This is a genomic window from Vibrio sp. SCSIO 43097, from assembly GCF_023650755.1.
Lineage (GTDB): Bacteria > Pseudomonadota > Gammaproteobacteria > Enterobacterales > Vibrionaceae > Vibrio > Vibrio alginolyticus.
Genome location: NZ_CP071840.1, coordinates 1,265,437 through 1,286,536 on the forward strand (window position 1 = coordinate 1,265,437; position 21,100 = coordinate 1,286,536).

At 44.5% G+C, this 21,100-nt stretch carries 19 protein-coding genes; 12 read left to right on the top strand and 7 right to left on the bottom strand.

The features are described 5' to 3' along the window. Positions 1-37 precede the first annotated feature (37 nt). Complete coding sequence (locus tag J4N40_RS05945; protein ID WP_005376814.1) at positions 38-550, bottom strand: glycine cleavage system transcriptional repressor; 513 nt, start codon at positions 548-550, stop codon at positions 38-40. 221 nt (positions 551-771) lie between these two features. Then, a complete protein-coding gene (locus J4N40_RS05950; protein WP_213880397.1) occupies positions 772-1,677 on the bottom strand; it encodes a DUF3943 domain-containing protein in 906 nt (301 codons plus the stop codon). Positions 1,678-1,868: 191 nt separating this feature from the next. Here J4N40_RS05950 and J4N40_RS05955 point away from each other — a divergent pair, with 191 nt between their 5' ends. Continuing rightward, a complete protein-coding gene (locus tag J4N40_RS05955) occupies positions 1,869-3,101 on the top strand; it encodes a CinA family nicotinamide mononucleotide deamidase-related protein (protein WP_250654425.1) in 1,233 nt (410 codons plus the stop codon). A gap of 96 nt (positions 3,102-3,197) precedes the next feature. Here J4N40_RS05955 and yfaE read toward each other — a convergent pair whose 3' ends face one another. From yfaE to ubiG, 4 genes are all read right to left on the bottom strand, one after another. Next, on the bottom strand, positions 3,198-3,479 hold the full coding sequence (yfaE, locus tag J4N40_RS05960; protein ID WP_005376817.1) for a class I ribonucleotide reductase maintenance protein YfaE: 282 nt from the start codon (positions 3,477-3,479) through the stop codon (positions 3,198-3,200). Further along, complete coding sequence (gene nrdB / locus J4N40_RS05965; protein WP_005376818.1) at positions 3,479-4,612, bottom strand: class Ia ribonucleoside-diphosphate reductase subunit beta; 1,134 nt, start codon at positions 4,610-4,612, stop codon at positions 3,479-3,481. Before nrdB ends, yfaE begins: the two co-directional genes overlap by 1 nt. 83 nt (positions 4,613-4,695) lie before the next feature. Next, entirely contained in the window at positions 4,696-6,978 is a 2,283-nt protein-coding gene (gene nrdA, locus J4N40_RS05970; protein ID WP_005376819.1) for a class 1a ribonucleoside-diphosphate reductase subunit alpha, read from the bottom strand. A 501-nt stretch (positions 6,979-7,479) separates the two neighbouring features. Next, positions 7,480-8,187, bottom strand: a complete 708-nt coding sequence (gene ubiG, locus J4N40_RS05975; RefSeq protein ID WP_005376820.1) for a bifunctional 2-polyprenyl-6-hydroxyphenol methylase/3-demethylubiquinol 3-O-methyltransferase UbiG — start codon at positions 8,185-8,187, stop codon at positions 7,480-7,482. 475 nt (positions 8,188-8,662) lie between these two features. Between ubiG and gyrA the strand changes: the two genes are divergently transcribed. The 3 genes from gyrA to J4N40_RS05990 all read left to right on the top strand — a co-directional run bounded on the left by gyrA (position 8,663) and on the right by J4N40_RS05990 (position 12,718). Beyond that, complete coding sequence (gyrA, locus tag J4N40_RS05980) at positions 8,663-11,374, top strand: DNA topoisomerase (ATP-hydrolyzing) subunit A (protein ID WP_017636128.1); 2,712 nt, start codon at positions 8,663-8,665, stop codon at positions 11,372-11,374. Between the two features lie 123 nt (positions 11,375-11,497). Beyond that, complete coding sequence (locus J4N40_RS05985; RefSeq protein WP_213886641.1) at positions 11,498-12,121, top strand: tetratricopeptide repeat protein; 624 nt, start codon at positions 11,498-11,500, stop codon at positions 12,119-12,121. A gap of 42 nt (positions 12,122-12,163) precedes the next feature. Then, positions 12,164-12,718: a hypothetical protein gene (locus J4N40_RS05990; protein ID WP_213886642.1), complete on the top strand. Its 555-nt coding sequence runs from the start codon at positions 12,164-12,166 to the stop codon at positions 12,716-12,718. Between the two features lie 85 nt (positions 12,719-12,803). On the opposite strand, the gene nrfA is transcribed toward J4N40_RS05990, so the two are convergent. Next, a complete protein-coding gene (nrfA, locus tag J4N40_RS05995; protein ID WP_250654426.1) occupies positions 12,804-14,231 on the bottom strand; it encodes an ammonia-forming nitrite reductase cytochrome c552 subunit in 1,428 nt (475 codons plus the stop codon). A 449-nt stretch (positions 14,232-14,680) separates the two neighbouring features. Between nrfA and nrfB the strand changes: the two genes are divergently transcribed. From nrfB to J4N40_RS06035, 8 genes are all read left to right on the top strand, one after another. Beyond that, a complete protein-coding gene (gene nrfB / locus J4N40_RS06000; protein ID WP_017820468.1) occupies positions 14,681-15,283 on the top strand; it encodes a cytochrome c nitrite reductase pentaheme subunit in 603 nt (200 codons plus the stop codon). A gap of 1 nt (position 15,284) precedes the next feature. Then, a complete protein-coding gene (gene nrfC / locus J4N40_RS06005; protein ID WP_086046905.1) occupies positions 15,285-15,971 on the top strand; it encodes a cytochrome c nitrite reductase Fe-S protein in 687 nt (228 codons plus the stop codon). Beyond that, positions 15,968-16,939, top strand: a complete 972-nt coding sequence (gene nrfD / locus J4N40_RS06010; RefSeq protein ID WP_250654427.1) for a cytochrome c nitrite reductase subunit NrfD — start codon at positions 15,968-15,970, stop codon at positions 16,937-16,939. The genes nrfC and nrfD overlap by 4 nt, the downstream gene beginning before the upstream one ends. 9 nt (positions 16,940-16,948) lie before the next feature. Next, a complete protein-coding gene (locus J4N40_RS06015; protein WP_250654428.1) occupies positions 16,949-18,856 on the top strand; it encodes a heme lyase CcmF/NrfE family subunit in 1,908 nt (635 codons plus the stop codon). Further along, positions 18,834-19,367 carry a DsbE family thiol:disulfide interchange protein gene (locus J4N40_RS06020; protein ID WP_017636120.1) on the top strand — a complete coding sequence of 178 codons (534 nt, stop codon included), beginning with the start codon at positions 18,834-18,836 and terminating at the stop codon, positions 19,365-19,367. The genes J4N40_RS06015 and J4N40_RS06020 overlap by 23 nt, the downstream gene beginning before the upstream one ends. Further along, positions 19,354-19,764 carry a heme lyase NrfEFG subunit NrfF gene (nrfF, locus tag J4N40_RS06025; protein ID WP_017636119.1) on the top strand — a complete coding sequence of 137 codons (411 nt, stop codon included), beginning with the start codon at positions 19,354-19,356 and terminating at the stop codon, positions 19,762-19,764. The genes J4N40_RS06020 and nrfF overlap by 14 nt, the downstream gene beginning before the upstream one ends. A gap of 146 nt (positions 19,765-19,910) precedes the next feature. Continuing rightward, positions 19,911-20,087, top strand: coding sequence for a hypothetical protein (locus tag J4N40_RS06030; RefSeq protein WP_020480909.1), 177 nt, complete (start codon positions 19,911-19,913; stop codon positions 20,085-20,087). Positions 20,088-20,298: 211 nt separating this feature from the next. Further along, positions 20,299-20,946, top strand: a complete 648-nt coding sequence (locus J4N40_RS06035) for a GTP cyclohydrolase II (RefSeq protein WP_170893460.1) — start codon at positions 20,299-20,301, stop codon at positions 20,944-20,946. The last annotated feature ends 154 nt before the right edge of the window (positions 20,947-21,100 follow it).

Genomic DNA, 21,100 nt, shown 5'->3' on the forward strand with positions numbered 1-21,100 from the left:
CTGCTCTTTTTATTGGGGAAGCGTTAAAGGTATGCAGTTAGCTTTCTACAATTACACGAGTGTCTTCACTCAGAGACTCTAACTCATTGGCTATGTCTTCAATTTCTAGCTCGCTAGGCAGTTTTATCGCCATTTTAGCGCTGAATAAACTAGAGCTTACCCCTCCGCCTCCTGCAATGAATACACGCTGACAATCCATATCTAAAATTGAGATACCTTGATTATCAAGAACGTGGGTAATTTCATTCACAATACCCGCTCTATCGTTGGCATCTAAACGAAGTTGGAAGATAGTGTCTTCACGATATGAATGAGGCTCAGAGTCGACGAACCTAACAACAAGAGTCTGACAAGAAGAGAACGCCTGTTTAACGATGTCGGCATTTTCTCTTGGAAGCTCTACTTTGATGACACCTGCAACTTGGTCTTCGATAAAGTTTACTTTGCTGATCAGCCATTTCCCGCCGTTTTCGTGTGTGATTGCAGCGAGCTCTTTAATCGTGGCGGGTGACGCTTGTCCGACAAAATTAACAATAAATACGGTGTTCATAATGTCCCCTCCTGGAATCAAGGTTTGGACGCAGTACGAATAAACGTGCTACTTAAGTTATTGGAATAAATCCTTTTATTTAGTGTAGGTGCTAAGGGCGGGTAATGTTTGATGAAAGTCAATTTTTAACACTAATTCGTGATGCAAATAATTAAAACAATGTTCAGAGCACAAAAAAGCAGCCATCGTAAGGCTGCTTTTTACCGAGTATCAACTTAGGATTAGAAGGTTACTTTTAACTCGACACCATAAAATTGACTGTCGTAGTTTGCGCCTGCGTCCATGGCGAATTTTGCAACATCTTGGTTTCCAAACCAAGGTGATGAATTGAATTGTAGTTCTGCACTACCGCCCCATGCATCAGTTACCCAATAATGAATATGTCCAACAGGGTTTAAGAAGAAGAGTGAAACATCACCTGCGGTTTCAGAGCCCATAACTTCGCCGCCGTTGGCAATAATGTCTTGCTCAGCCGTTAACATCATTTCACCGACAACAGCACCAAAGAATGGTGTGATAAAAATATCCTGCCAAGATGGTACTTCTGCGAACGCCTCCACGCCATACTCCCAAAAGAACGTCGACATAGTTGCGGAGTACAAAAACGACTGAAATTCATTATAGCCAGCGTGACGTGCTGCCGTGTAGTAAACGCCGCCAAAATATGGGTGCATGATGTAGTTGAGGACATGTTCATCGCGATCCCAAACGGGGCCGTCAGAGACATTATCTTTCCACTTTTGCCCCAACTTACTCATGTCTCGGTCTTCTTCGTCCCATTTGGTGATACTTTCTGGAAGAAAAGTCATCATGCCTACGGTCGCGATACTGAGACCTAGAATGGTGTAGGTTTGACCCATCAGGTAATCCCAGTCTTTATCTTGAGGGATGATGAGATGTTTAGGCTGAAGCCCTGCGTCAAGGTTTAGCGAATCATCATTATTATTCTGTTCATACATAACACCGCGATTTTGAGCCTCGAAGGTGTACAGAGTCGTCGTTTCGCAGTAACCTGACAAACAATCAGGTGTGTAAGAAAACTCTGTATGACGGCTTAGGTCATAGTGACTTGCGTGCGCAAGCGCTGACGAAGCCAAGCAAAGGCCTGTTAGAGTCGTCTTGAACATGGATGATTTTGACACAAAGGTCTCCGAGTTAATGGTGTATGTTCGGGCTCGTAATTATCCCTCAAAACATCAATCATTTAAACACTTGACCCTTATTTAGTCCCAACAAACCTCGGCGAGATTTGTCCAAATAAAAAGAAAAATAAGCGCTATAACGAAAATAGGATTGTGCTTACGTTCAGGAGTCAGTTGTGAAAATAGCAATGCTTAGTACTGGTGAGGAAGTCCTCCACGGTGATATTGTTGATACTAATGCGGCATGGTTGTCTAGCCTGTTTTATCAACATGGATTTGGCTTAACAAAGCGCTCAACGGTTGGTGATAGCCTATCGAGTTTGGTTGAAGAGTTTTTAATGCTCAGCTTTAACAACGATGTGGTTATTGTTAATGGTGGTTTAGGCCCTACAACGGATGACATGAGTGCTGCCGCCGCCGCGAGAGCCGCCGATTGTAAACTGGTGCTATTCAAAGAGTGGTTGCAGCATCTAGAAAGTTTGTATGCTCGACGTGGCATCCCTATGCCGGACAGTAATTTAAAGCAAGCAATGCTGCCAGAAAAGGCAGAGATATTGGACAACCCGATAGGCACTGCTTGCGGTTTCAAAATGCTGATTAATGATGCCATTTTTTATTTCACACCGGGTGTACCAAGTGAATTTAAGCTCATGGCAGAGACGCAAATTCTTCCCGATCTGAGAAGAGTGTTTCCCGATGTTCAAGGCTCATGTTGTAGTCGAATCTACACGTTTGGTCTGTCTGAATCCGGTATTTCAGATAAGCTAGATCAGCTAAAACTTCCTCAAGGCTATGAGCTAGGGTATCGCTCTTACTTGCCTTTTATTGAAGTGAAACTTTTTGGTCCTTCAGATCAGATTGAACAGCGTTTGAAACTAGTACAGATAATTAATAAACACCTTGAGAGTAATACCGTTAGTATTGACTTACCTATGGTTGAAAATGTCGGCCAGTTGTTGGTCGATAAAGGACTAACGGTGTCGACCTCCGAAAAAAGTAGCGGAGGATACTTAACGTACTGGCTAAACGGCGATGAAAACGCTGAAAAGCAACTAGGGCATGGTTGGATACTACCGAGCCTGACTCAAGCGATGGCCAACAGCGGAGATCCATTAGCAGAAACGTTTGCTCTGGCTGGTGCTACGCGAGAGAAGTGTGGGACGGATTTATCACTCGTTACTGGCCATATTGAAGAGGGTGTTTTTTCCGTCGCTTTATCGACACCGTCAGGCGAGTGGGGAGCATTATATAAACTCTCGAAAAAGTATCAGCGCAATGATCAAGTTAAAGTGATCAGCACGGCAGCACTAGACTTGTTGCGTCGCTACCTAGAACGTAAACCGATGTTTGCGCATTATGCATTTTTAGAGAAAGTTAAAGAGATGCACCTCCCGAGCAGTGCTTTATAACCAAAGCTCTCTACAGTAGTCTGAGAGACAAAAAACAGAGACAAAAAAGCCAAGGTGATTACCTTGGCTTTTGCATTTTATACCGTCGAGTCAACGTTATGCGCGCTGCTTTTCTTTCATCGCGTAGTTAACGCCGCTAAGTGACAAATCTGATTTTGCTTTACAGATACAAGGTAATATTTCATCACTTTGTGTGTAAGCCATCGCAAAACCAACATACTCCACTTCACCAGACTCCAATTTGCAGCGACAGGCGCCGCAGTGCCCATCACGGCAGTTGTATTCTGGTAATAGGCCAGCTTGCTCCATTGTTTCCAAAATCGTATTGGAAGGGTTGGATTCAATGCTGATCAGTTTGTTGATTTTGAGTGTTGCCATTACAGCTCGAATCCTTCGAAGTCATCTGCGCGAACTTCATTGTCAATTTGACCCACAAGGTAAGAAGAGATTTCTGCTTCTTGAGGCGCAACTTGAACGTTATCTGAAGACAACCAAGCGTTAATCCATGGAATTGGGTTGGTTGTTGCTTCTGGATACGCTGCTGGTAGACCTACCGCTTGCATACGAATATTTGTGATGTATTCAACGTATTGGCTTAGGATGTCTTTGTTTAGACCGATCATAGAGCCATCTTTGAATAGATACTCTGCCCACTCTTTTTCTTGCTCAGCTGCTTCTTTGAATAGGTCAAAACAGTCCTGTTTTGCCTCTTCTGCGATTTGCATGAAAGTGAAGTCATCTTGACCGTTACGTAGCAGGTTGATCATGTGCTGCGTGCCGTTTAAGTGAAGTGCTTCGTCACGAGCGATCAGCTTGATGATTTTCGCGTTACCTTCCATTAGTTCGCGTTCTGCGAAAGCGAAAGAACATGCGAAACTTACGTAAAAACGAATAGCTTCTAATGCGTTAACAGACATCAGACAGATGTACAGCTTCTTCTTAAGATCGTACAGACTAACCTTAACCGTTTCACCGTTAAGGACATGCTCACCTTCACCGTAGCGATGGTAATCATTCGTCGCTTGAATCAAATCGTCGTAGTAGTGCGCGATGTCTTTTGCACGCTTCAGAATGTGCTCGTTCTCAACGATATCATCAAACACCACCGCAGGGTCGTTCACGATGTTACGAATAATGTGTGTGTAAGAACGAGAGTGAATCGTTTCAGAGAAAGACCAAGTCTCAATCCAAGTCTCTAGTTCTGGCAGAGACACAAGCGGCAGCAGTGCTACGTTAGGGCTGCGGCCTTGGATAGAGTCAAGAAGCGTTTGGTACTTCAAGTTAGAGATGAAGATGTGCTTCTCGTGATCTGGCAGTTTGTTGTAATCGATACGGTCGCTAGATACGTCTACTTCTTCTGGACGCCAGAAGAAAGAAAGTTGTTTCTCGATAAGTTTTTCGAAAATCTCAAACTTTTGTTGGTCGTAACGTGCAACGTTTACTGATTGACCTAGGAACATTGGTTCCTTCAATTGGTCATTCTTTTTTTGGTTAAAAGTACTGTAAGCCATAATGCCTCAATTCCTTTTAAACCTCCCCGTAAGGGGGAGGTTATCGATAGTCTGTCTTTACGGGTTCGCTAGGTACGGGAAGATTAAATCTTACAACCGCCGCCAGCACAATCGTCATCTTGTGGTTGAACAGCGTCTTTCTGTTCATCTTTCGCGCCATCACGAGTGTTGTGGTAGTAAAGCGTTTTCACACCAAACTTATACGCTGTTAGCAGGTCTTGAAGTAGTTTCTTCATTGGAACCTTGCCAGTCTCGTAACGTGACGGGTCGTAGTTAGTATTAGCAGAGATAGCTTGGTCAACAAACTTCTGCATAATACCCACAAGGTGCAGATAACCGTCGTTCGAACCGATATTCCAAAGCAGTTCATAGCTGTCTTTAAGTTCTGTGAACTCTGGTACAACTTGCTTCAGGATTCCGTCTTTCGAAGCTTTTACTGAAACGTAACCACGTGGTGGCTCAATACCGTTAGTTGCGTTTGAAATCTGAGAAGAAGTCTCAGAAGGCATTAGCGCAGTCAGTGTTGAGTTACGTAGGCCGTGCTCCATAATTTCTTTACGTAGGCTGTCCCAGTCGTAGTGCAGCGCTTCGTCACAAATTAGGTCGATATCTTTCTTATACGTGTCAATCGGCAGTAAGCCTTTCGCGTAGTTCGTCTCGTCGAATGAAGGACACTTACCTTGTTCTTTCGCCAGTGCTACAGATGCTTTCAATAGGTAGTACTGCATTGCTTCGAACGTACGGTGAGTTAGGCCGTTCGCGCTACCGTCAGAGTATTTCACGCCATTCTTCGCTAAGTAGTAAGCAAAGTTAATCACACCAACACCTAGCGTACGACGGTTCATAGTCGATTTGTATGCCGCTGGTAGAGGGTAATCTTGGTAATCAAGCAGTGCATCTAACGCACGAACAACAAGATCGGATAGCTCTTCGAAATCATCTAGAGACTTGATAGCACCTAAGTTGAATGCAGAAAGCGTACACAGTGCGATCTCGCCTGAGTCATCTTCAACGTTAGTTAATGGTTTCGTTGGTAGTGCGATTTCTAAACATAGGTTCGACTGACGAACTGGAGCAACTTCAGAATCAAATGGGCTGTGAGTATTACAGTGGTCCACGTTCTGGATGTAGATACGACCCGTTGATGCACGCTCTTGCATTAGCAGAGTGAACATTTCAATCGCTTTAACCGTTTCTTTCTTGATTGAAGGATCGTTCTCGTACTTCACGTATAGACGCTCAAACTCTTCTTGGTTTTCGAAGAATGCGTCGTACAGACCAGGTACATCAGATGGTGAGAATAGCGTAATATTGCCGCCTTCAACTAAACGTTGGTACATCAGTTTGTTTAACTGAACACCGTAGTCCATGTGACGAACACGGTTTTCTTCAACACCACGGTTGTTCTTAAGTACCATGAGTGAGCGTGCTTCACCGTGCCACATTGGGTAGAACACAGTAGCTGCGCCACCACGTACACCACCTTGTGAACAACATTTTACTGCTGTTTGGAAGTACTTGTAGAACGGAATACAACCAGTGTGGAATGCTTCACCACCGCGAATCTCTGAGCCTAATGCACGGATACGACCTGCGTTGATACCAATACCAGCGCGCTGAGATACGTAACGAACAATTGAGCTTGCTGTTGCGTTAATAGAATCAAGACTGTCGCCACACTCGATCAGAACACATGAGCTGAACTGGCGAGTAGGGGTACGCACGCCAGACATAATTGGCGTAGGTAGAGAAATCTTAAATGTCGATGTCGCATCGTAGAAACGTTTGATGTAATCAAGACGTGTCGCTTTTGGATATTTCGCAAATAAGCACGCTGCTACAAGGATGTATAAGAACTGAGCACTTTCGTAAATTTGGCCCGTAACACGGTTCTGTACGAAGTACTTACCCTCTAGCTGCTTAACTGCCGCGTATGAGAAGTTTAGGTCGCGTTTATGGTCGAGGTACGCATCAAGTTCGTCGAGTTCTGCTTTTGTGTAGTCTTCTAGAATATGTTGATCGTACTTACCCATATCGACGAGGCGAGACACGTGATCATAAAGCGTTGGTGGCTCGTATTGGCCATACGCTTTTTTACGCAGATGGAATACCGCTAGGCGAGCAGCTAGGTATTGGTAATCCGGAGTCTCTTCAGAGATCAGGTCTGCCGCAGACTTGATGATTGTCTCGTGAATATCTGTCGTTGTGATGCCGTCGTAAAACTGGATGTGAGCGCGAAGTTCTACTTGAGAAACCGAAACATTATCTAGACCTTCTGCAGCCCAAGTGATAACGCGGTGGATTTTATCCAGATCGATACTTTCTTTACGGCCATCACGCTTGGTGACGGTAAGTTGTTGGTTCATTCTGCTTTATTTCCCTAAGAAAACTGATAAAAGCCGTATTTTTGTTTGTTTATGTGCAATATGAGTAAAGCTTGCGGCGGCTTTGTGATCAAAGTCTATCTATATATTGTCGCTTAAACACAACATATAGGGGTTCATTTGTTTGCGGGTTACAAGATAGTGCTATTACACTGATTTATCAAGGTACAGATCGGGGATGACTTGTGGATAACTGACAAAATGAAAAAAATCAGTAAGTGAACACTAACCGATGAGAAAAGGGCAGACTTGAATGGTTAAAAGTACGGTTTCGAGATCGGTTTAGAAATAACCGCATGCAAAAATATTTTCCTTGATCTTTGGCCGTTTTTATCTACGAAAAATGGCTTGGTCAAAATGGAATCTAGAGCACGAATTTTAGCCATAAAAAGACAAAAAAAGCGGCAACTTTGTGCTACCGCTTCCGATTCATTTTCTTTAAAAAATGTCAATCACAAAACACATTTTTTAACGCAACAGCGTTCAGTATTTTTTAGTATGAACGATGTAGTTTACATCTACATTACGACCGAGTTTGTAGCTGTCATTTAGAGGGTTGTAATGAAGCCCAGTAATGCCCATTTCCGTCAGGTCAGTTTGGTCTATCATCTTCATCATTTCGGCTGGCTTGATAAACTTATCGTGCTCATGAGTGCCTTCAGGAACAATCTTAAGAAGCTTCTCAGCACCGACAATAGCAAATAAGTACGACTTAATGTTTCGGTTCAAAGTTGAGAAAAACACGTGACCACCGGGTTTGACTAGCGCAGCACAAGAGCGGATAACGGAGAGAGGATCTGGAACGTGTTCAAGCATCTCCATACAAGTCACGACATCGTAAGTTCCTGCGTTTTCTATAGCGTGGTCTTCTATTGTGCTCTGAATGTAGGTCAGTTGAGTACCTGTTTCTAATGCATGTAGTCGCGCGACTTCTAATGGTTCTTTACCCATATCAAGTCCAGTCACAATAGCGCCTTCTTTTGCCATGCTTTCAGCAAGAATGCCACCACCACAGCCGACATCAAGTGCGCGCTTGCCAAACAAGCCATTTGCTTTTTCAAGTACATAGTTCAAACGAAGTGGGTTAATTTGATGAAGTGGCTTAAACTCGCCTTCTAAATCCCACCATCGAGAAGCCATGTCCTCGAATTTCTTAATTTCACTTGGGTCGACGTTTTGTGCTTTAGTCATAATTGGTTTTATTGCATTCAATCTGAGTCCTTTAGAGGGCGCCAGTATACTCCAACGTTTTATACCCAAACAACCTCGATGTGCTTAGTTAAGGGACAATGACAGAGTTCACTGGCGCGGCAATAGCGACAGGTTCCTGTATTTTTGAAAGCGCTCGCTATTGTTTTTGGTTCATCCTTGAACTGGTGCCAGTGACAATAACTCTAAAACCTGCATTTTCGCGTTGTGTAGTTAAAGGAATTTACCTCGCTTTTCCGCGTAAAGAGTCCGATTTTGCTCAATGTTGACCGAAATATAACCACTAATCAGAAAGATATGGGATTAGTGTGCAAATTCTCGACATTTGATTCATAACCAAGCTCACAACCTGATAAAAGGAGAGGGAAAGTGATGCCGAAGTGATGAATTGTGTGTTATATTTTTGCACCTTACACGTATCGTAATTACGATCAGATAATAGAGGGATAATGGCTCTATGAGCGATTTAGCTAAAGAGATCACGCCCGTAAACATTGAAGATGAGCTTAGAGGTTCATACCTAGACTATGCGATGTCAGTCATCGTGGGTCGTGCTCTTCCAGATGTGCGTGATGGCCTAAAACCAGTACACCGCCGCGTTTTATTCGCGATGAACGTACTAGGCAACGATTGGAACAAACCATATAAAAAATCAGCCCGTGTTGTCGGCGACGTAATCGGTAAATATCACCCACACGGTGATAGTGCTGTGTACGACACAATCGTACGTATGGCTCAGCCGTTCTCGCTTCGTTACATGCTGGTCGATGGTCAAGGTAACTTTGGCTCGATCGATGGCGACTCTGCTGCGGCAATGCGTTACACCGAAGTTCGAATGGCAAAAATTGCCCATGAACTATTGGCTGACCTAGACAAAGAAACCGTAGACTACGTACCAAACTACGACGGTACTGAGCAGATCCCAGCGGTTCTTCCAACTAAAATTCCAAACCTATTGGTTAACGGTGCTTCTGGTATCGCAGTAGGTATGGCAACCAACATCCCGCCTCATAACCTTGGCGAAGTGATTGATGGCTGTCTTGCATACATCAATAATGAAGAAATCACTATTGATGAACTAATGGATTACATTCCTGGTCCTGATTTCCCAACGGCGGCGCTTATCAGCGGTCGTAAAGGCATTGTAGACGCGTACAAAACAGGTCGTGGCAAAATCTACATGCGTTCGAAAGCGGACATCGAAGTGGAGAAGAATGGTAAAGAGACCATTATCGTCACTGAAATTCCTTACCAGGTGAACAAAGCTCGCTTGATCGAAAAGATCGCTGAGCTAGTTAAAGATAAGAAAGTAGAAGGCATCAGTGCACTGCGCGACGAGTCAGATAAAGACGGTATGCGCATTGTTATTGAGTGTAAGCGCGATGCTGTGGGCGAAGTAGTTCTAAACAACCTTTACGCTCAGACTCAGCTGCAAACCACTTTCGGTATCAACATGGTGGCCCTAAACAATGGCCAGCCACAGCTATTCAACCTAAAAGATATGCTGAAGTGCTTCGTTGATCACCGTCGTGAAGTTGTGACACGTCGTACTATCTTCGAACTGCGTAAAGCGCGTGAACGTGCTCATATCCTTGAAGGTTTAGCTCTAGCGCTTGCTAACATTGATGAAATCATTGAGCTTATCCGTAAGGCACCTACACCGGCTGAAGCAAAAGCGGGTCTTATCGCTCGTGGTTGGGATTTAGGCAACGTTTCAGCAATGCTAGAGCGTGCTGGTACAGATGCTGCGCGCCCTGAATGGCTAGAGCCTGAATATGGTATTCGTGATGGTCAGTACTTCCTGACTGAGCAACAAGCACAAGCTATCCTAGATCTACGTTTACATAAACTAACAGGTCTAGAACACGAGAAGATTCTTGGCGAATACAAAACACTTCTAGAAGAAATCGCTGAACTCATGCATATCCTTGCGAGCACTGAGCGTTTGATGGAAGTGATCCGTGAAGAACTTGAAGCGGTTCGTGACGGCTTTGGTGACGCTCGTCGTACAGAAATCACAGCTGCGAGCCATGATATTGACATGGAAGAGCTGATCGCACGTGAAGACGTTGTGGTTACTCTATCTCACGGTGGTTACGTTAAGTACCAAGTACTGAGCGACTACGAGTCACAGCGCCGTGGTGGTAAAGGTAAGAGTGCGACTAAGATGAAAGATGAAGACCATATCGAGCGTCTTCTAGTGGCGAATACCCACGATAACATCTTGTGTTTCTCTACTCGTGGTAAGACATACCGCCTGAAAGTTTACCAATTGCCTCTAGCGAGCCGTACTGCGCGTGGTAAGCCAATTGTGAACATCCTTCCATTAGAAGAAGGTGAGCGCATTACCGCGATTCTACGTGTTGATGAATTCTCTGAAGACAAATTCATCTTCATGGCAACAGGTGACGGTACGGTTAAGAAAACGCCGTTGAACCAGTTTGCAAACGTACGTTCAAACGGCCTAATCGCTGTGAACCTACGTGAAGACGATTCGTTAATCGGTGTGGATATCACTAACGGCGAAAACGAAATCATGCTGTTCTCTAAAGCGGGTAAAGTGGTTCGCTTTAAAGAAGCAGAAGAGATTCCAGTACTTGATGAAAATGGTAAACCAGTTCTTGATGAGAATGGTCAGCCAGAGATCAAGTTTAAAGGTGTTCGTCCTATGGGTCGTACCGCCTCTGGTGTTCGTGGTATGAAACTGGCTGAAAATGACCAAGTTGTATCACTTATTGTTCCTTCGCACGAAGGCGATATCCTAACGGTTACAGAAAACGGTTATGGTAAACGTACAGCACTTAGCGAGTACCCGACAAAAGGTCGTGGCACTCAAGGTGTAGTTTCTATCAAAGTTTCTGAGCGAAATGGCCCGGTAGTTGGTGCTATCCAGGTTGTTGAAGGTGATGAAATGATGATGATCACCGACGCTGGCACGTTAGTACGTACTCGTGTGGGTGAAGTTAGCCAGGTTGGTCGTAACACACAAGGTGTAACGCTTATCCGTACTGCGGAAGATGAATCAGTTGTTGGTTTGCAACGTATTGAAGAAGTTGATGATGAAGAGCTGCCTGCTGATGAAGATGCAGAAGCGTTAGAGTCAACAGATGAAAATACGCAGCAAGACGCTCCAGCTGCTGATGATGCAGAGGAAGGTAACGAAGAGTAATCTTACATCGTTATCCTGATATGAAAAGCCGAGCCTTAGTTGCTCGGCTTTTTTGTATCTGTATCAACGCATTTAAAGTAAGAAATGCGTACACTGACGTTATCTTTGTTTACAGGACGTATTATGTCTGTTTGGTTTTTCGCTGCCATCACTCTGATGGGGTTGTTTATCGTACTCTTATCACTGAGTGCATCAAAAGTTAAACCTGCTCAATGGTTTGGCTTTTGCCTGTTAGTACTTGTCGTGACGAGTGCCAGTTTCTTATTGCTGCATCAAACACCGCCTAAACCAATACAAGCGGAAATGTCACGAATGATGACTGCTCGTGACATCATGAAAGAGATTCAAGACCAGTTGCGTGAAGATCCTAACAACGCTGAATTGTGGTTCCAACTCGGGCAGGGCTACCTGCTAGAGGGTGAATTTGACGGTGCGTTGATTTGTTTTGATTACGCGATCCAGTTGACTGACCCCGTCAGTGCCACGCAACTTGCTGCAAAGGCGACGACCTTGTACTACATTCACCAGCAATCAATGACGCAAGAAGTTAGCTTGCTTTTGGAGCAAGCTTTGCAGATAGAACCGCACAATGAAGCCGCTTTGTCTTTGATCGCAAATGATCATTTTCTGTCATTCCGATTTCAGGAAGCGATTGATGCCTGGGTAATATTATTAGATTCTGATGATCCAAATTTAGATAGGGTGCAAATCATTAACTCTATTAACAAAGCAAAAGAGCTATTGTAAGCGTACAATTTAACAAGCAAGAGAGGGAAAGGTGGGCAACGAATGAAAAATAAAGCACTAAGCATATTGGTTTTGCTGTGCGGCTCTGTGCTGGCGGGTTGTAGCTCTTCCGATCGTTCTGGCTCTTCCTCTATGGTTTATTATTCATCGGGTTATTACGATCCGTGGTGGTACGATCATGACGACTACTGGATTTATTACTATCCGGGGTGTTGCGACAACGACGACGAATACAAAGAGAAACTGGAAGAGTGGTGGAATGGTTTAGATGAAGACGAACAGCAATCCATCAAAGACAAAGTCGAGGATTGGAAGGACGATGATATGTCCGCCAATATCGATAACATGAAACGCCAACTCGACGATCATTGGCAATCATTGCCTGACGAGCAAAAGCAAGAGATTCAAACCAAATGGGAGAATCGTCCGGAGCGTATTGAGCCAGCGGCTTTACAAGGCAAGGCGGTAAAAGAAAAGGTTCAACAAAGAAAAGCATTACCGGAAACGAAGATCCAGCGTCCAGTTGCTCGTCCAAATGTGCAGATACCTAAAGCACGTCCAAATATTCAGCCTAGACCGAGGCTTCCTCGTCGCTAATTTGTTTCCCTCTGTTTTCTATCAAACTAAGGGCGCAACGTACGCCCTTAGTTTTCTCTACTTAACCTTGTGTGATTGATACTGGTCAGTACGTGGCTTCACGTTCAGCTGCTGCTTTATCCCATTCTGGTGCCACCGTTTCTAGGAAGTGTTTCTTGTCTGCGTTCATCTTATCCATATCCATGCCCAGTGCTTGCTGTGCTTTCGCTTTGGTCGAGATATCTGGAATTTGAACAGGGTCAGTAATGCCTTTGGTTGCCAGTAAGCGAACCAACTTGGTACGGGCGTCAGCAGCGCGGTCAACTGCAGTACCAAGTACTTCTAGTGCTACCTCAGGAGCATGCATGTGGACACCGTGAGAAGCAATCGCGTAGTCCCAACGCCATTGTGCATGGCGAATATCTTGTAGGATAGGTTCCATCTCTGCTTCTGTTGCACCTGCTTTCCACGCTGCGCCTGCTTCAAAGTGTGCCGCTACGATTTGCTTCTCGGCGGTTAGCTTCATGTTCAGTACTTGCGCTTTGCGAGTCGAGACGATGCCTTGTAGCTGCTCTTTAGTTTGGGTATGGCATTGCGCACAGGTGTCTTCAAAACGATCAAATGGGTTACCCACTTTGTGGTCTGTGTACACCGTACCGTCTTCTTTGGTCACTTTAGGCATGTGGCAGTCCACACACACCACTTTGTTTTTACCATGAATACCCGCTCTCCAAGTTTCGAAACCCGGGTGTTGTGCTTTTAGCATCGGCGCTTTAGATACGGCATGCGTCCAATCTTTGAAATTCAACGCGTCGTAGTATTTCTCCATGTCATTAACGGTGGTGCCCATATCCCATGGGAATTTAACCGCTTTAGTTGGGCCGGTGAAGTAGTATTCAACGTGACATTGAGCGCAGACCGATGCTTGCTTATCTAGGCGAGACTGTTCATCAAAGTTTTTACCAATAGTATCAAAAGCACGCTCGACGTATGGGCGAGTCAGTGCTAGCGCAGGTTCGCCTTTCTTGAAGGCTTCAGAGCCTGTGTTGTGGCAATCGGAACAACCGATAGGGTTGACGATTTCTGAGCCTAAGCGTGCCCATTTACCTTCGAAATAACCGTCTTCACCACGTTCATTAATCACGCGAGCAACGTCTGGGCTTTTACAGCTCCAGCACGCCATCGGCATAGGCCCGGACTTCTCGTCGGTTGGTGCGCCGGTACGTAAGGTTTGGCGAACATCATCAAGTGCGTAAAAGTGACCGCGCGCTTTGTTGTAGTCTTTCGCGAAGCCATAACCTGCCCACAGGATAACCATGTTTGGGTCTTCACTTAGAGCATCTTCAATGTGCTCACTTTCGGATGTTGCTTTCCAAGAATGGTATTGATCAGGGTGGTTCTGTTCAAAGACATCGTTACGAGGATCGATAAAATCCTTCTCTTCTGCCGCTAACGGAGCGTCAACCAAAAATAATTGGCTGGCGAATAAGGTCGCAACCGCAATAGGTGCGCTCATCCAGTGTTTTATGCTCACAGTGTTATCTCCATATTCGTTTTTATTAGCAGCGTTGTGAGGAGCTATTCCAAATAAGAACTGGAGATCTACGATTAATAATATTGCTTAATTGGATAGATGAAATAGTGAGTGAATCTTGTCTTGTTTTAGATCAATTTACACCAGTGATCTCAGTCATGTTTGAATTTATATACCTCTAAAGTGGTAGTTGTTAAGTCATTGTTCTGCAATGCTTTGGGTTTTAACCTTTTTAAAAATAGGGTGATTTAGTTCGCTTTTTGAGCAGGCGTTTCTACCCCTTATGAATAATAGAGGTATTATAAATATAGGTTTAGCGTTGTGGCTTTCCGAAATAAGAATTGATGTCATTTGAAGATCTAAAAAATATCTTCAGAGGAAATTAATTGTCGCTCAAATAAATAATTGAGAATAGTTATCAATTATTATCGAGCTAAGGAAAGAACAATATGGGCAATATAAAATTGACCATAGAGACAATGCTGAAACTTCTCTTCGTCTTTGCCATCTATGGTTTCTCCATCGCCGCCCATGCGACTTCTTCAGAGCCGATTGAAGGTGCTCAAGCTGAGCGTCATCAAGTCGAGTTGATCCGTGACCGTGACTACAAGTGTCTGCAATGTCATAAGGATGCAAAAGAGACTCTGAACCTTTCGCATGACCCGCAAGCTCTACTCAGCCAAGGGAAGCAACTTAATTGCACCAATTGCCATAGCAACATTGGTCCCGACCATCGTGAGGGCGCGCCTGATGTGATTAAGTTTTCTGCCGCGCAATCGAAAGAGGTACACGACAAAGTGTTCCTTGATCCAAGCATGATTCTTAAAGCCAACAGCCAATGTGTGGATTGCCACGCACCGACACAGCTGAGAGAAATCCACTGGACGCACGATGTGCACGCCAAAAACCTCACTTGTTCAAATTGCCACGATGTACACGCAGCGAAAACCAAAGCGTTGTCGTACGACAGAAAACAACTGATCAAGCAGTGTGTGGATTGTCACTCTGAATTTGCCGTCGAACCTGAACTTGCCAAAGAAGAGGAGAGATAGCATGAAATGTTCGAGAAGAAACTTTTTAGCCGGCAGCGGCGCGTTGATTTTAACTACAGGCGTTGCAGGCACTTCCGTTGTTAGCTCCTCTCTTTATGCCAGCAACCGTGAACAAGCGAAACGCATGGGTATGGTTCATGATGAAAATGCCTGCATTGGCTGTACCGCTTGTACCGATGCTTGTCGCGAAGTAAATAAAGTCCCTGAAGGCGTAACGCGACTTAAAATTCATCGCAGTGAACCGATTGGCGAGTTCCCAGATGTGGAATACCAGTTTACTCGTGAATCCTGTCAGCACTGTGATAACCCACCATGTGTATACGTTTGTCCAACAGGCGCTGCATACAAAGATGAAGCGACCGGCATCGTGGATGTACACAAAGAGAAATGTGTCGGATGTGGTTATTGCCTTGCTGCTTGCCCTTACCAAGTGCGCTTCTTTAATCCAGTCGATCACTCTGCGGATAAATGTAACTTCTGCCGTGATACCAACCTAGCGCAAGGTAAGCAGCCAGCTTGCGTGGAATCTTGCCCAACAAAAGCACTCATCTTTGGTGATTTAAATGACCCAACTAGCGAGGTGAGCAAAGCTATCGAAAGCCATGTTGTCTATCGCGATAAATCGCATTTAGGTACGCAACCTAAACTGTACAAAATTCCGCATAGCAAAGGGGAGGTGTCATCATGAACGGCTTCGAAAGTGCATTCCACTTTGACTCGTTAGTCTGGGATTGGGTCATCGCGATTTACTTATTCCTTGCTGGGATGTCAGCGGGTGCGGTGATTATTTCTATCTATTTAAAACGCAAAGTGATTGAAGGTGATCCCGCAAACAACGGCATCATGAAAGCGATGGCTTGGCTCGCACCATTTGGCATCATTGCTGGGTTGGTAATTTTGATTTTCCATTTAACCAAGCCTTTAGAGTTTTGGAAGATCATGATCTACTACAACCCAACGTCTGTGATGTCGATGGGCGTGATCTTGTTCCAAGTGTACATGCTAGTGCTGTTTGTTTGGATTGGCGTTATCTTCCGCCATCAAATCATCAGCTTCTGTGAAGGGAAGTTACCAAGCAAACTGCTGGATTTTGCCGATGGCATTTTGATTAAGGCGGGGAAAGCCAACAACGCAATTGAATTATTCTTGGGCTTCTTAGCCATCGTACTTGCAGCGTACACTGGCTTTCTATTGTCTGCGTTGAAGACTTACCCAATGCTAAACAATCCAGTACTGCCAATCTTGTTCCTGTTCTCTAGTTTGTCCTCGGGTGCAGCAGCATGCTTGATGTTCGGCATCTTGGTGTTTAAAGAGTCGACCAGCAGCCCAAGTGTGTCTTGGGTGCACGGATTTGAACGCCCTGTAGTGTTGTTTGAGTTGTTTGTCTTAGTGACATTCTTTACTGGACTGATCTTCAGCGGTGGTCAGAACGAAGTCGCGGCTTGGAATGCTATTTCGAGTGGATTCTGGGCTCAATGGTTCTGGGGTGGGGTAGTGTTCATCGGCATGATTACGCCTTTGACTCTCAATTGGTTAACGCCTTCAGAAGTGCGCCACAAAGGCAGTTACGTTTTTGTGGTCACGACGTTGAGCTTGGTTGGCGTACTTATGCTACGTACTTTCATTCTCTATGCCGGTCAAATGACCATAGTGTAAGGGGGAAAAATGGAGGCTGAGCTAGGGTTCTTCTTACTGATATTGGTGGCTGTAACATCGACTTGTGCATCGTTGCTGCATTGGCTACGTCGTGCTATGGGTAAGAAGGCGACATTGCCGCATCAAGTCGCGATGTCCCACATCATTAGCTTAGCTTCCATCATTTGTTTAGCACTTCTGATCGTCTGCTTCGTGCAAGACAACTTCGCGTTGGAATATGTTGTTACGCATTCCAACAGTCAACTTCCCGTGGCGTTCAAAATTGCTGCCGCTTGGGGTGGGCACCAAGGCTCCATGTTGTTTTGGGTCGTCACCTTGAGTTTATGGGCGTCGTTTATTGCATTTAAGTCACCGCTCAACGCCCAATATACTTGTGACTGTTTAGGAATCATGAACGTTCTTATTGCGACATTTGCTTGGTTCACGTTAATGACCTCTAACCCGTTCGAGTATACCCAAGTATTGGCGTCGGAAGGACGAGATCTAAACCCAATGTTGCAAGATGTTGGGCTTATCATTCATCCACCATTGCTTTATCTCGGTTATGTCGGTTACGCAGCAATATTAGCTTTTGCATTAGCAGCGCTATTGGGTAAACAACCGATGAGCGATTGGTATGTGGTTGCTCGAAGCGCAGCGTTTTTTGCATGGGGAACGCTCACGTTGGGTATCTTGGTGGGATCATGGTGGGCGTACAATGAGCTAGGGTGGGGCGGCTGGTGGTTTTGGGACCCTGTGGAGAACGCTTCTCTACTCCCTTGGCTTACTGGTACTGCTTTGTTGCACAGCGGTGTTGTCGCAACACGTAACAGAAGCGCAATTTGGAGCACCTATGCACTGGCGTTTGCTACGTTCAGCCTAAGCATTTTAGGGACATTCGTGGTGCGCTCTGGCGTGCTGACTTCAGTGCACGCTTTTGCGGTGGACCCAACTAAAGGTTTGGTGCTGATTGGTGTATTGAGCTTGCTTGTCATTATCACTTTTGGCGTACTGATTTTGCGAGGAGAACAACTCCCTCGTTTCAAACTTCAATCTCTAGCGAGCCGAGCTTACACTGCTTATATCGCCAAAGGGCTGCTGGTTATTGCGACTGCCATCGTTTTTCTTGGCACTTTTTATCCGATGGTTTATCAACTGCTCGGCTTAGGGAACATTTCGGTTGGCGCACCTTACTTTAATAGTCTGATCTTCCCATTAAGCATACTGGCTCTGATTGCCTTAGCTTTGATGCCGGTGCTGAAATGGACAAAAGGCACAGTTCCGAGTGTAAGCGCTGATATTGCGATCAGTATTGCGTTATCTCTTGTCGCTGGGAGCGGGTTTATCTTCTTAGTGCACGCACTGCATTTCGAAGTATTGCTAACCATAACATTGGCTACTTGGGTGATTGTGGCGCATCTCGTTATGCTGTTTCGCTGTTCCAATAAACGTAAACTCATGCCAATCGTGAAGGCACATATCGGTTTTGCACTGGCGGTGAGTGGGGCTGTATTCAATAGTCACTACTCTTATGAATACAATTTACGTGTCGAACCCGGCAGTTCTCAACAAAGGGCAGGGATCACTATCGATTATCATGGTATCGAATGGCTGGTGGGGCCGAACTATACCGCGGAACAAGGACAGATCACCTTGCACTTGGAAGATGGCCGCATGCTCAATTTCAACCCGCAAAAGCGTCATTACCCTGTGCGAGTGATGAATATGACCGAGCCCGCGATTCGTTCACTATGGCATGGCGATTATTACGTGACATTGGGTGATAAAGTCGACACTCATGCTTATGCGATTAAAGTTCAGTACCGCGCAGGTATTTGGTGGATATGGTCTGGTGGGTTATTAGCTGTGTTTGGTGCGCTATTAACCGGCCTAAAGAAAAGGAGAGAGGCTATCAATGCGATCGAGAAATGCGCTTAAACTCGCAGGTCTCGTTGTGGCTGTTGCCGTGTTTGCAGTAGTAACTGCGGTGGCTTTGTCTGAGCGACCGCATGTTGAATTGTCCCCACAACGAAATTTAGAGACACCTAATTTTCGCTCAACTTCTCTGATCTCTGATGGCATGGTTTCTGAGCAGTTGTTCAAAAGCGACGGATATAAATTATTGAATGTTTGGGCATCTTGGTGCGGGGTATGCAAACGAGAGCACGAAGAGTTATTGCAGTTAGCAGAACTTGGTGTGCCTATTATTGGGCTGAATTATAGAGATCAAAAACAAGCTGCTCGTGAATATTTGAGCTCTAAACGAAACCCATATATTGAAGTAATAAGTGACCCTAATGGAAAGCTCGCTGTGGAGCTAGGTGTTATCGGAACGCCGGAAACTTACTTGATTGATCCAAATGGTCGTATATTGATCAAATATCGTGGAGAGCTAACGGCAGATAAATGGAACGATATATTTTCAGGATACTTGAATGTTTCGATTTAATAATCTTCTCCTCACTTTAATCCTATTTATACTATTTTCTCCTTTCACGATAAGTGCGGATTTAGAACAGAATGTTGATCTGTTTGAGTTTCATTCTGTTGAAGTGCAACAGCGTGCAACCTCGCTAGCCAAGACATTACGCTGCCCGCAGTGTCAAAACCAAAACCTTGTCGAGTCTAATGCACAGGCGGCCAAAGACCTGAGGTTGAAAGTGTATACGATGGCCAATGAAGGCAGCTCAGATCAAGAAATAAAGGACTATCTAGTTGCTCGTTATGGGAATATTGTTCTGTATCAACCACCATTAAATTATTCCACGGCGCTGTTGTGGATCTTTCCTGTGCTATTTTTGATCTTTTTTGTCTTATATTCGATCCGAATGGTGAAGCGTAATTAATGTGACCGTTATTCCACTATTAAAAATAAATTGTGCACTTAACAAGCAGAATGTTATCATTTTTCCGAATTTATGAAGTTTCCAGTATAAAGAAAATAAAAATTTTGAGCTGGATAAGTAATAAAAGAACGAAATAGGTGCACGCAGTGGATTCAGTTATATTACAACTTAAAAAAGACTTCTATTCGCAGATTCGTGCATTGCAATCACCGAACCTGCCTCAAGTTACTTCAACGCTCGCCGTGTTGACCGACGAGGAAATCCAAGAACTCGAAGCAGTTTGGATTGAACTCGCCGTTTGGAAGCGCAGTCAGACCCATTAAAAGATAGACCAAACGACCTTCTTGAAACCCCAGACAAAATTTGTCTGGGGTTTTTTATTGTAGTTTTTTTAAATTGTTATAATATAACAATTGTTCAGTTGGAGAGTGGTTCTCTTTTGCTGTCTTGAGTGGATAACTGCCCTCAATTGTGATCTCTATATTGCAAAATGCGGTATCAGTCCCCATAGTTGAAGAGCAACGAGTAAATCCCATGAATGCAATAACGAAAACGCATCAAGCAATAAATCGAGTGAGTATAGATATGGCGGAAGTACGTGCCAGAGTAGATTTTAAAGTCGGGGCAAAAAGTAACATTGATGCCGAAATTCTGTCTTTCCATGGTCTGAAGACAGACAAAGAGCATGTTGCTATTATCTTTAAACAAGCGGACCAAACTCAGGACATGCCTTTAGTTCGTATGCACTCTGAGTGTTTGACAGGCGATGTGTTCCACTCTTCACGCTGTGACTGTGGTGAGCAACTAGAAGAGACGATCAATCGCATGGGCGAGTCCGGTGGTATCATCCTGTATCTCCGTCAGGAAGGTCGTGGTATTGGTTTGTACAATAAGATCGATGCATACCGCTTACAAAGCCAGGGCATGAACACGTACGAAGCTAACAACCATTTGGGCTTTGATGATGACCTGCGTGATTTCACAGAAGCAGCACAAATGCTAGAAGCTTTAGGCGTGAATAAGATCCGCCTCGTGACGAACAACCCTAAGAAAATTCGTGAGTTATCTGAGTACGGAATTGAAATTGGCGAGGTTGTCAATACCTCTGCACATATCAAAGATGGCAACGAAAATTATCTGAAGGCAAAAGTCTCTCACGGAAAACATGACCTAAAGGTTTAATCCTAAAGATAAAACTGACAATAAAGCCTGTGAAAAACCTCATTTTTATGAGGTTTTTTTGTATCTGGAGTTGCAAATAAATTGTAAATTTGTATTATCTCGAGACTAAAGTGCAAATAAGAATAATTAGCACTACCAATACGATAATTGAAAA

Bases quoted from the DNA above. Each gene is read 5' to 3' on its own strand.
- J4N40_RS05945 (WP_005376814.1), bottom strand. From the start codon at position 550: ATGAACACCGTATTTATTGTTAATTTTGTCGGACAAGCGTCACCCGCC.
- J4N40_RS05950 (WP_213880397.1), bottom strand. From the start codon at position 1,677: ATGTTCAAGACGACTCTAACAGGCCTTTGCTTGGCTTCGTCAGCGCTT.
- yfaE (WP_005376817.1), bottom strand. From the start codon at position 3,479: ATGGCAACACTCAAAATCAACAAACTGATCAGCATTGAATCCAACCCT.
- nrdB (WP_005376818.1), bottom strand. From the start codon at position 4,612: ATGGCTTACAGTACTTTTAACCAAAAAAAGAATGACCAATTGAAGGAA.
- nrdA (WP_005376819.1), bottom strand. From the start codon at position 6,978: ATGAACCAACAACTTACCGTCACCAAGCGTGATGGCCGTAAAGAAAGT.
- ubiG (WP_005376820.1), bottom strand. From the start codon at position 8,187: ATGACTAAAGCACAAAACGTCGACCCAAGTGAAATTAAGAAATTCGAG.
- gyrA (WP_017636128.1), top strand. From the start codon at position 8,663: ATGAGCGATTTAGCTAAAGAGATCACGCCCGTAAACATTGAAGATGAG.
- J4N40_RS05985 (WP_213886641.1), top strand. From the start codon at position 11,498: ATGTCTGTTTGGTTTTTCGCTGCCATCACTCTGATGGGGTTGTTTATC.
- J4N40_RS05990 (WP_213886642.1), top strand. From the start codon at position 12,164: ATGAAAAATAAAGCACTAAGCATATTGGTTTTGCTGTGCGGCTCTGTG.
- nrfB (WP_017820468.1), top strand. From the start codon at position 14,681: ATGGGCAATATAAAATTGACCATAGAGACAATGCTGAAACTTCTCTTC.
- nrfC (WP_086046905.1), top strand. From the start codon at position 15,285: ATGAAATGTTCGAGAAGAAACTTTTTAGCCGGCAGCGGCGCGTTGATT.
- nrfD (WP_250654427.1), top strand. From the start codon at position 15,968: ATGAACGGCTTCGAAAGTGCATTCCACTTTGACTCGTTAGTCTGGGAT.
- J4N40_RS06015 (WP_250654428.1), top strand. From the start codon at position 16,949: ATGGAGGCTGAGCTAGGGTTCTTCTTACTGATATTGGTGGCTGTAACA.
- J4N40_RS06020 (WP_017636120.1), top strand. From the start codon at position 18,834: ATGCGATCGAGAAATGCGCTTAAACTCGCAGGTCTCGTTGTGGCTGTT.
- nrfF (WP_017636119.1), top strand. From the start codon at position 19,354: ATGTTTCGATTTAATAATCTTCTCCTCACTTTAATCCTATTTATACTA.
- J4N40_RS06035 (WP_170893460.1), top strand. From the start codon at position 20,299: ATGAATGCAATAACGAAAACGCATCAAGCAATAAATCGAGTGAGTATA.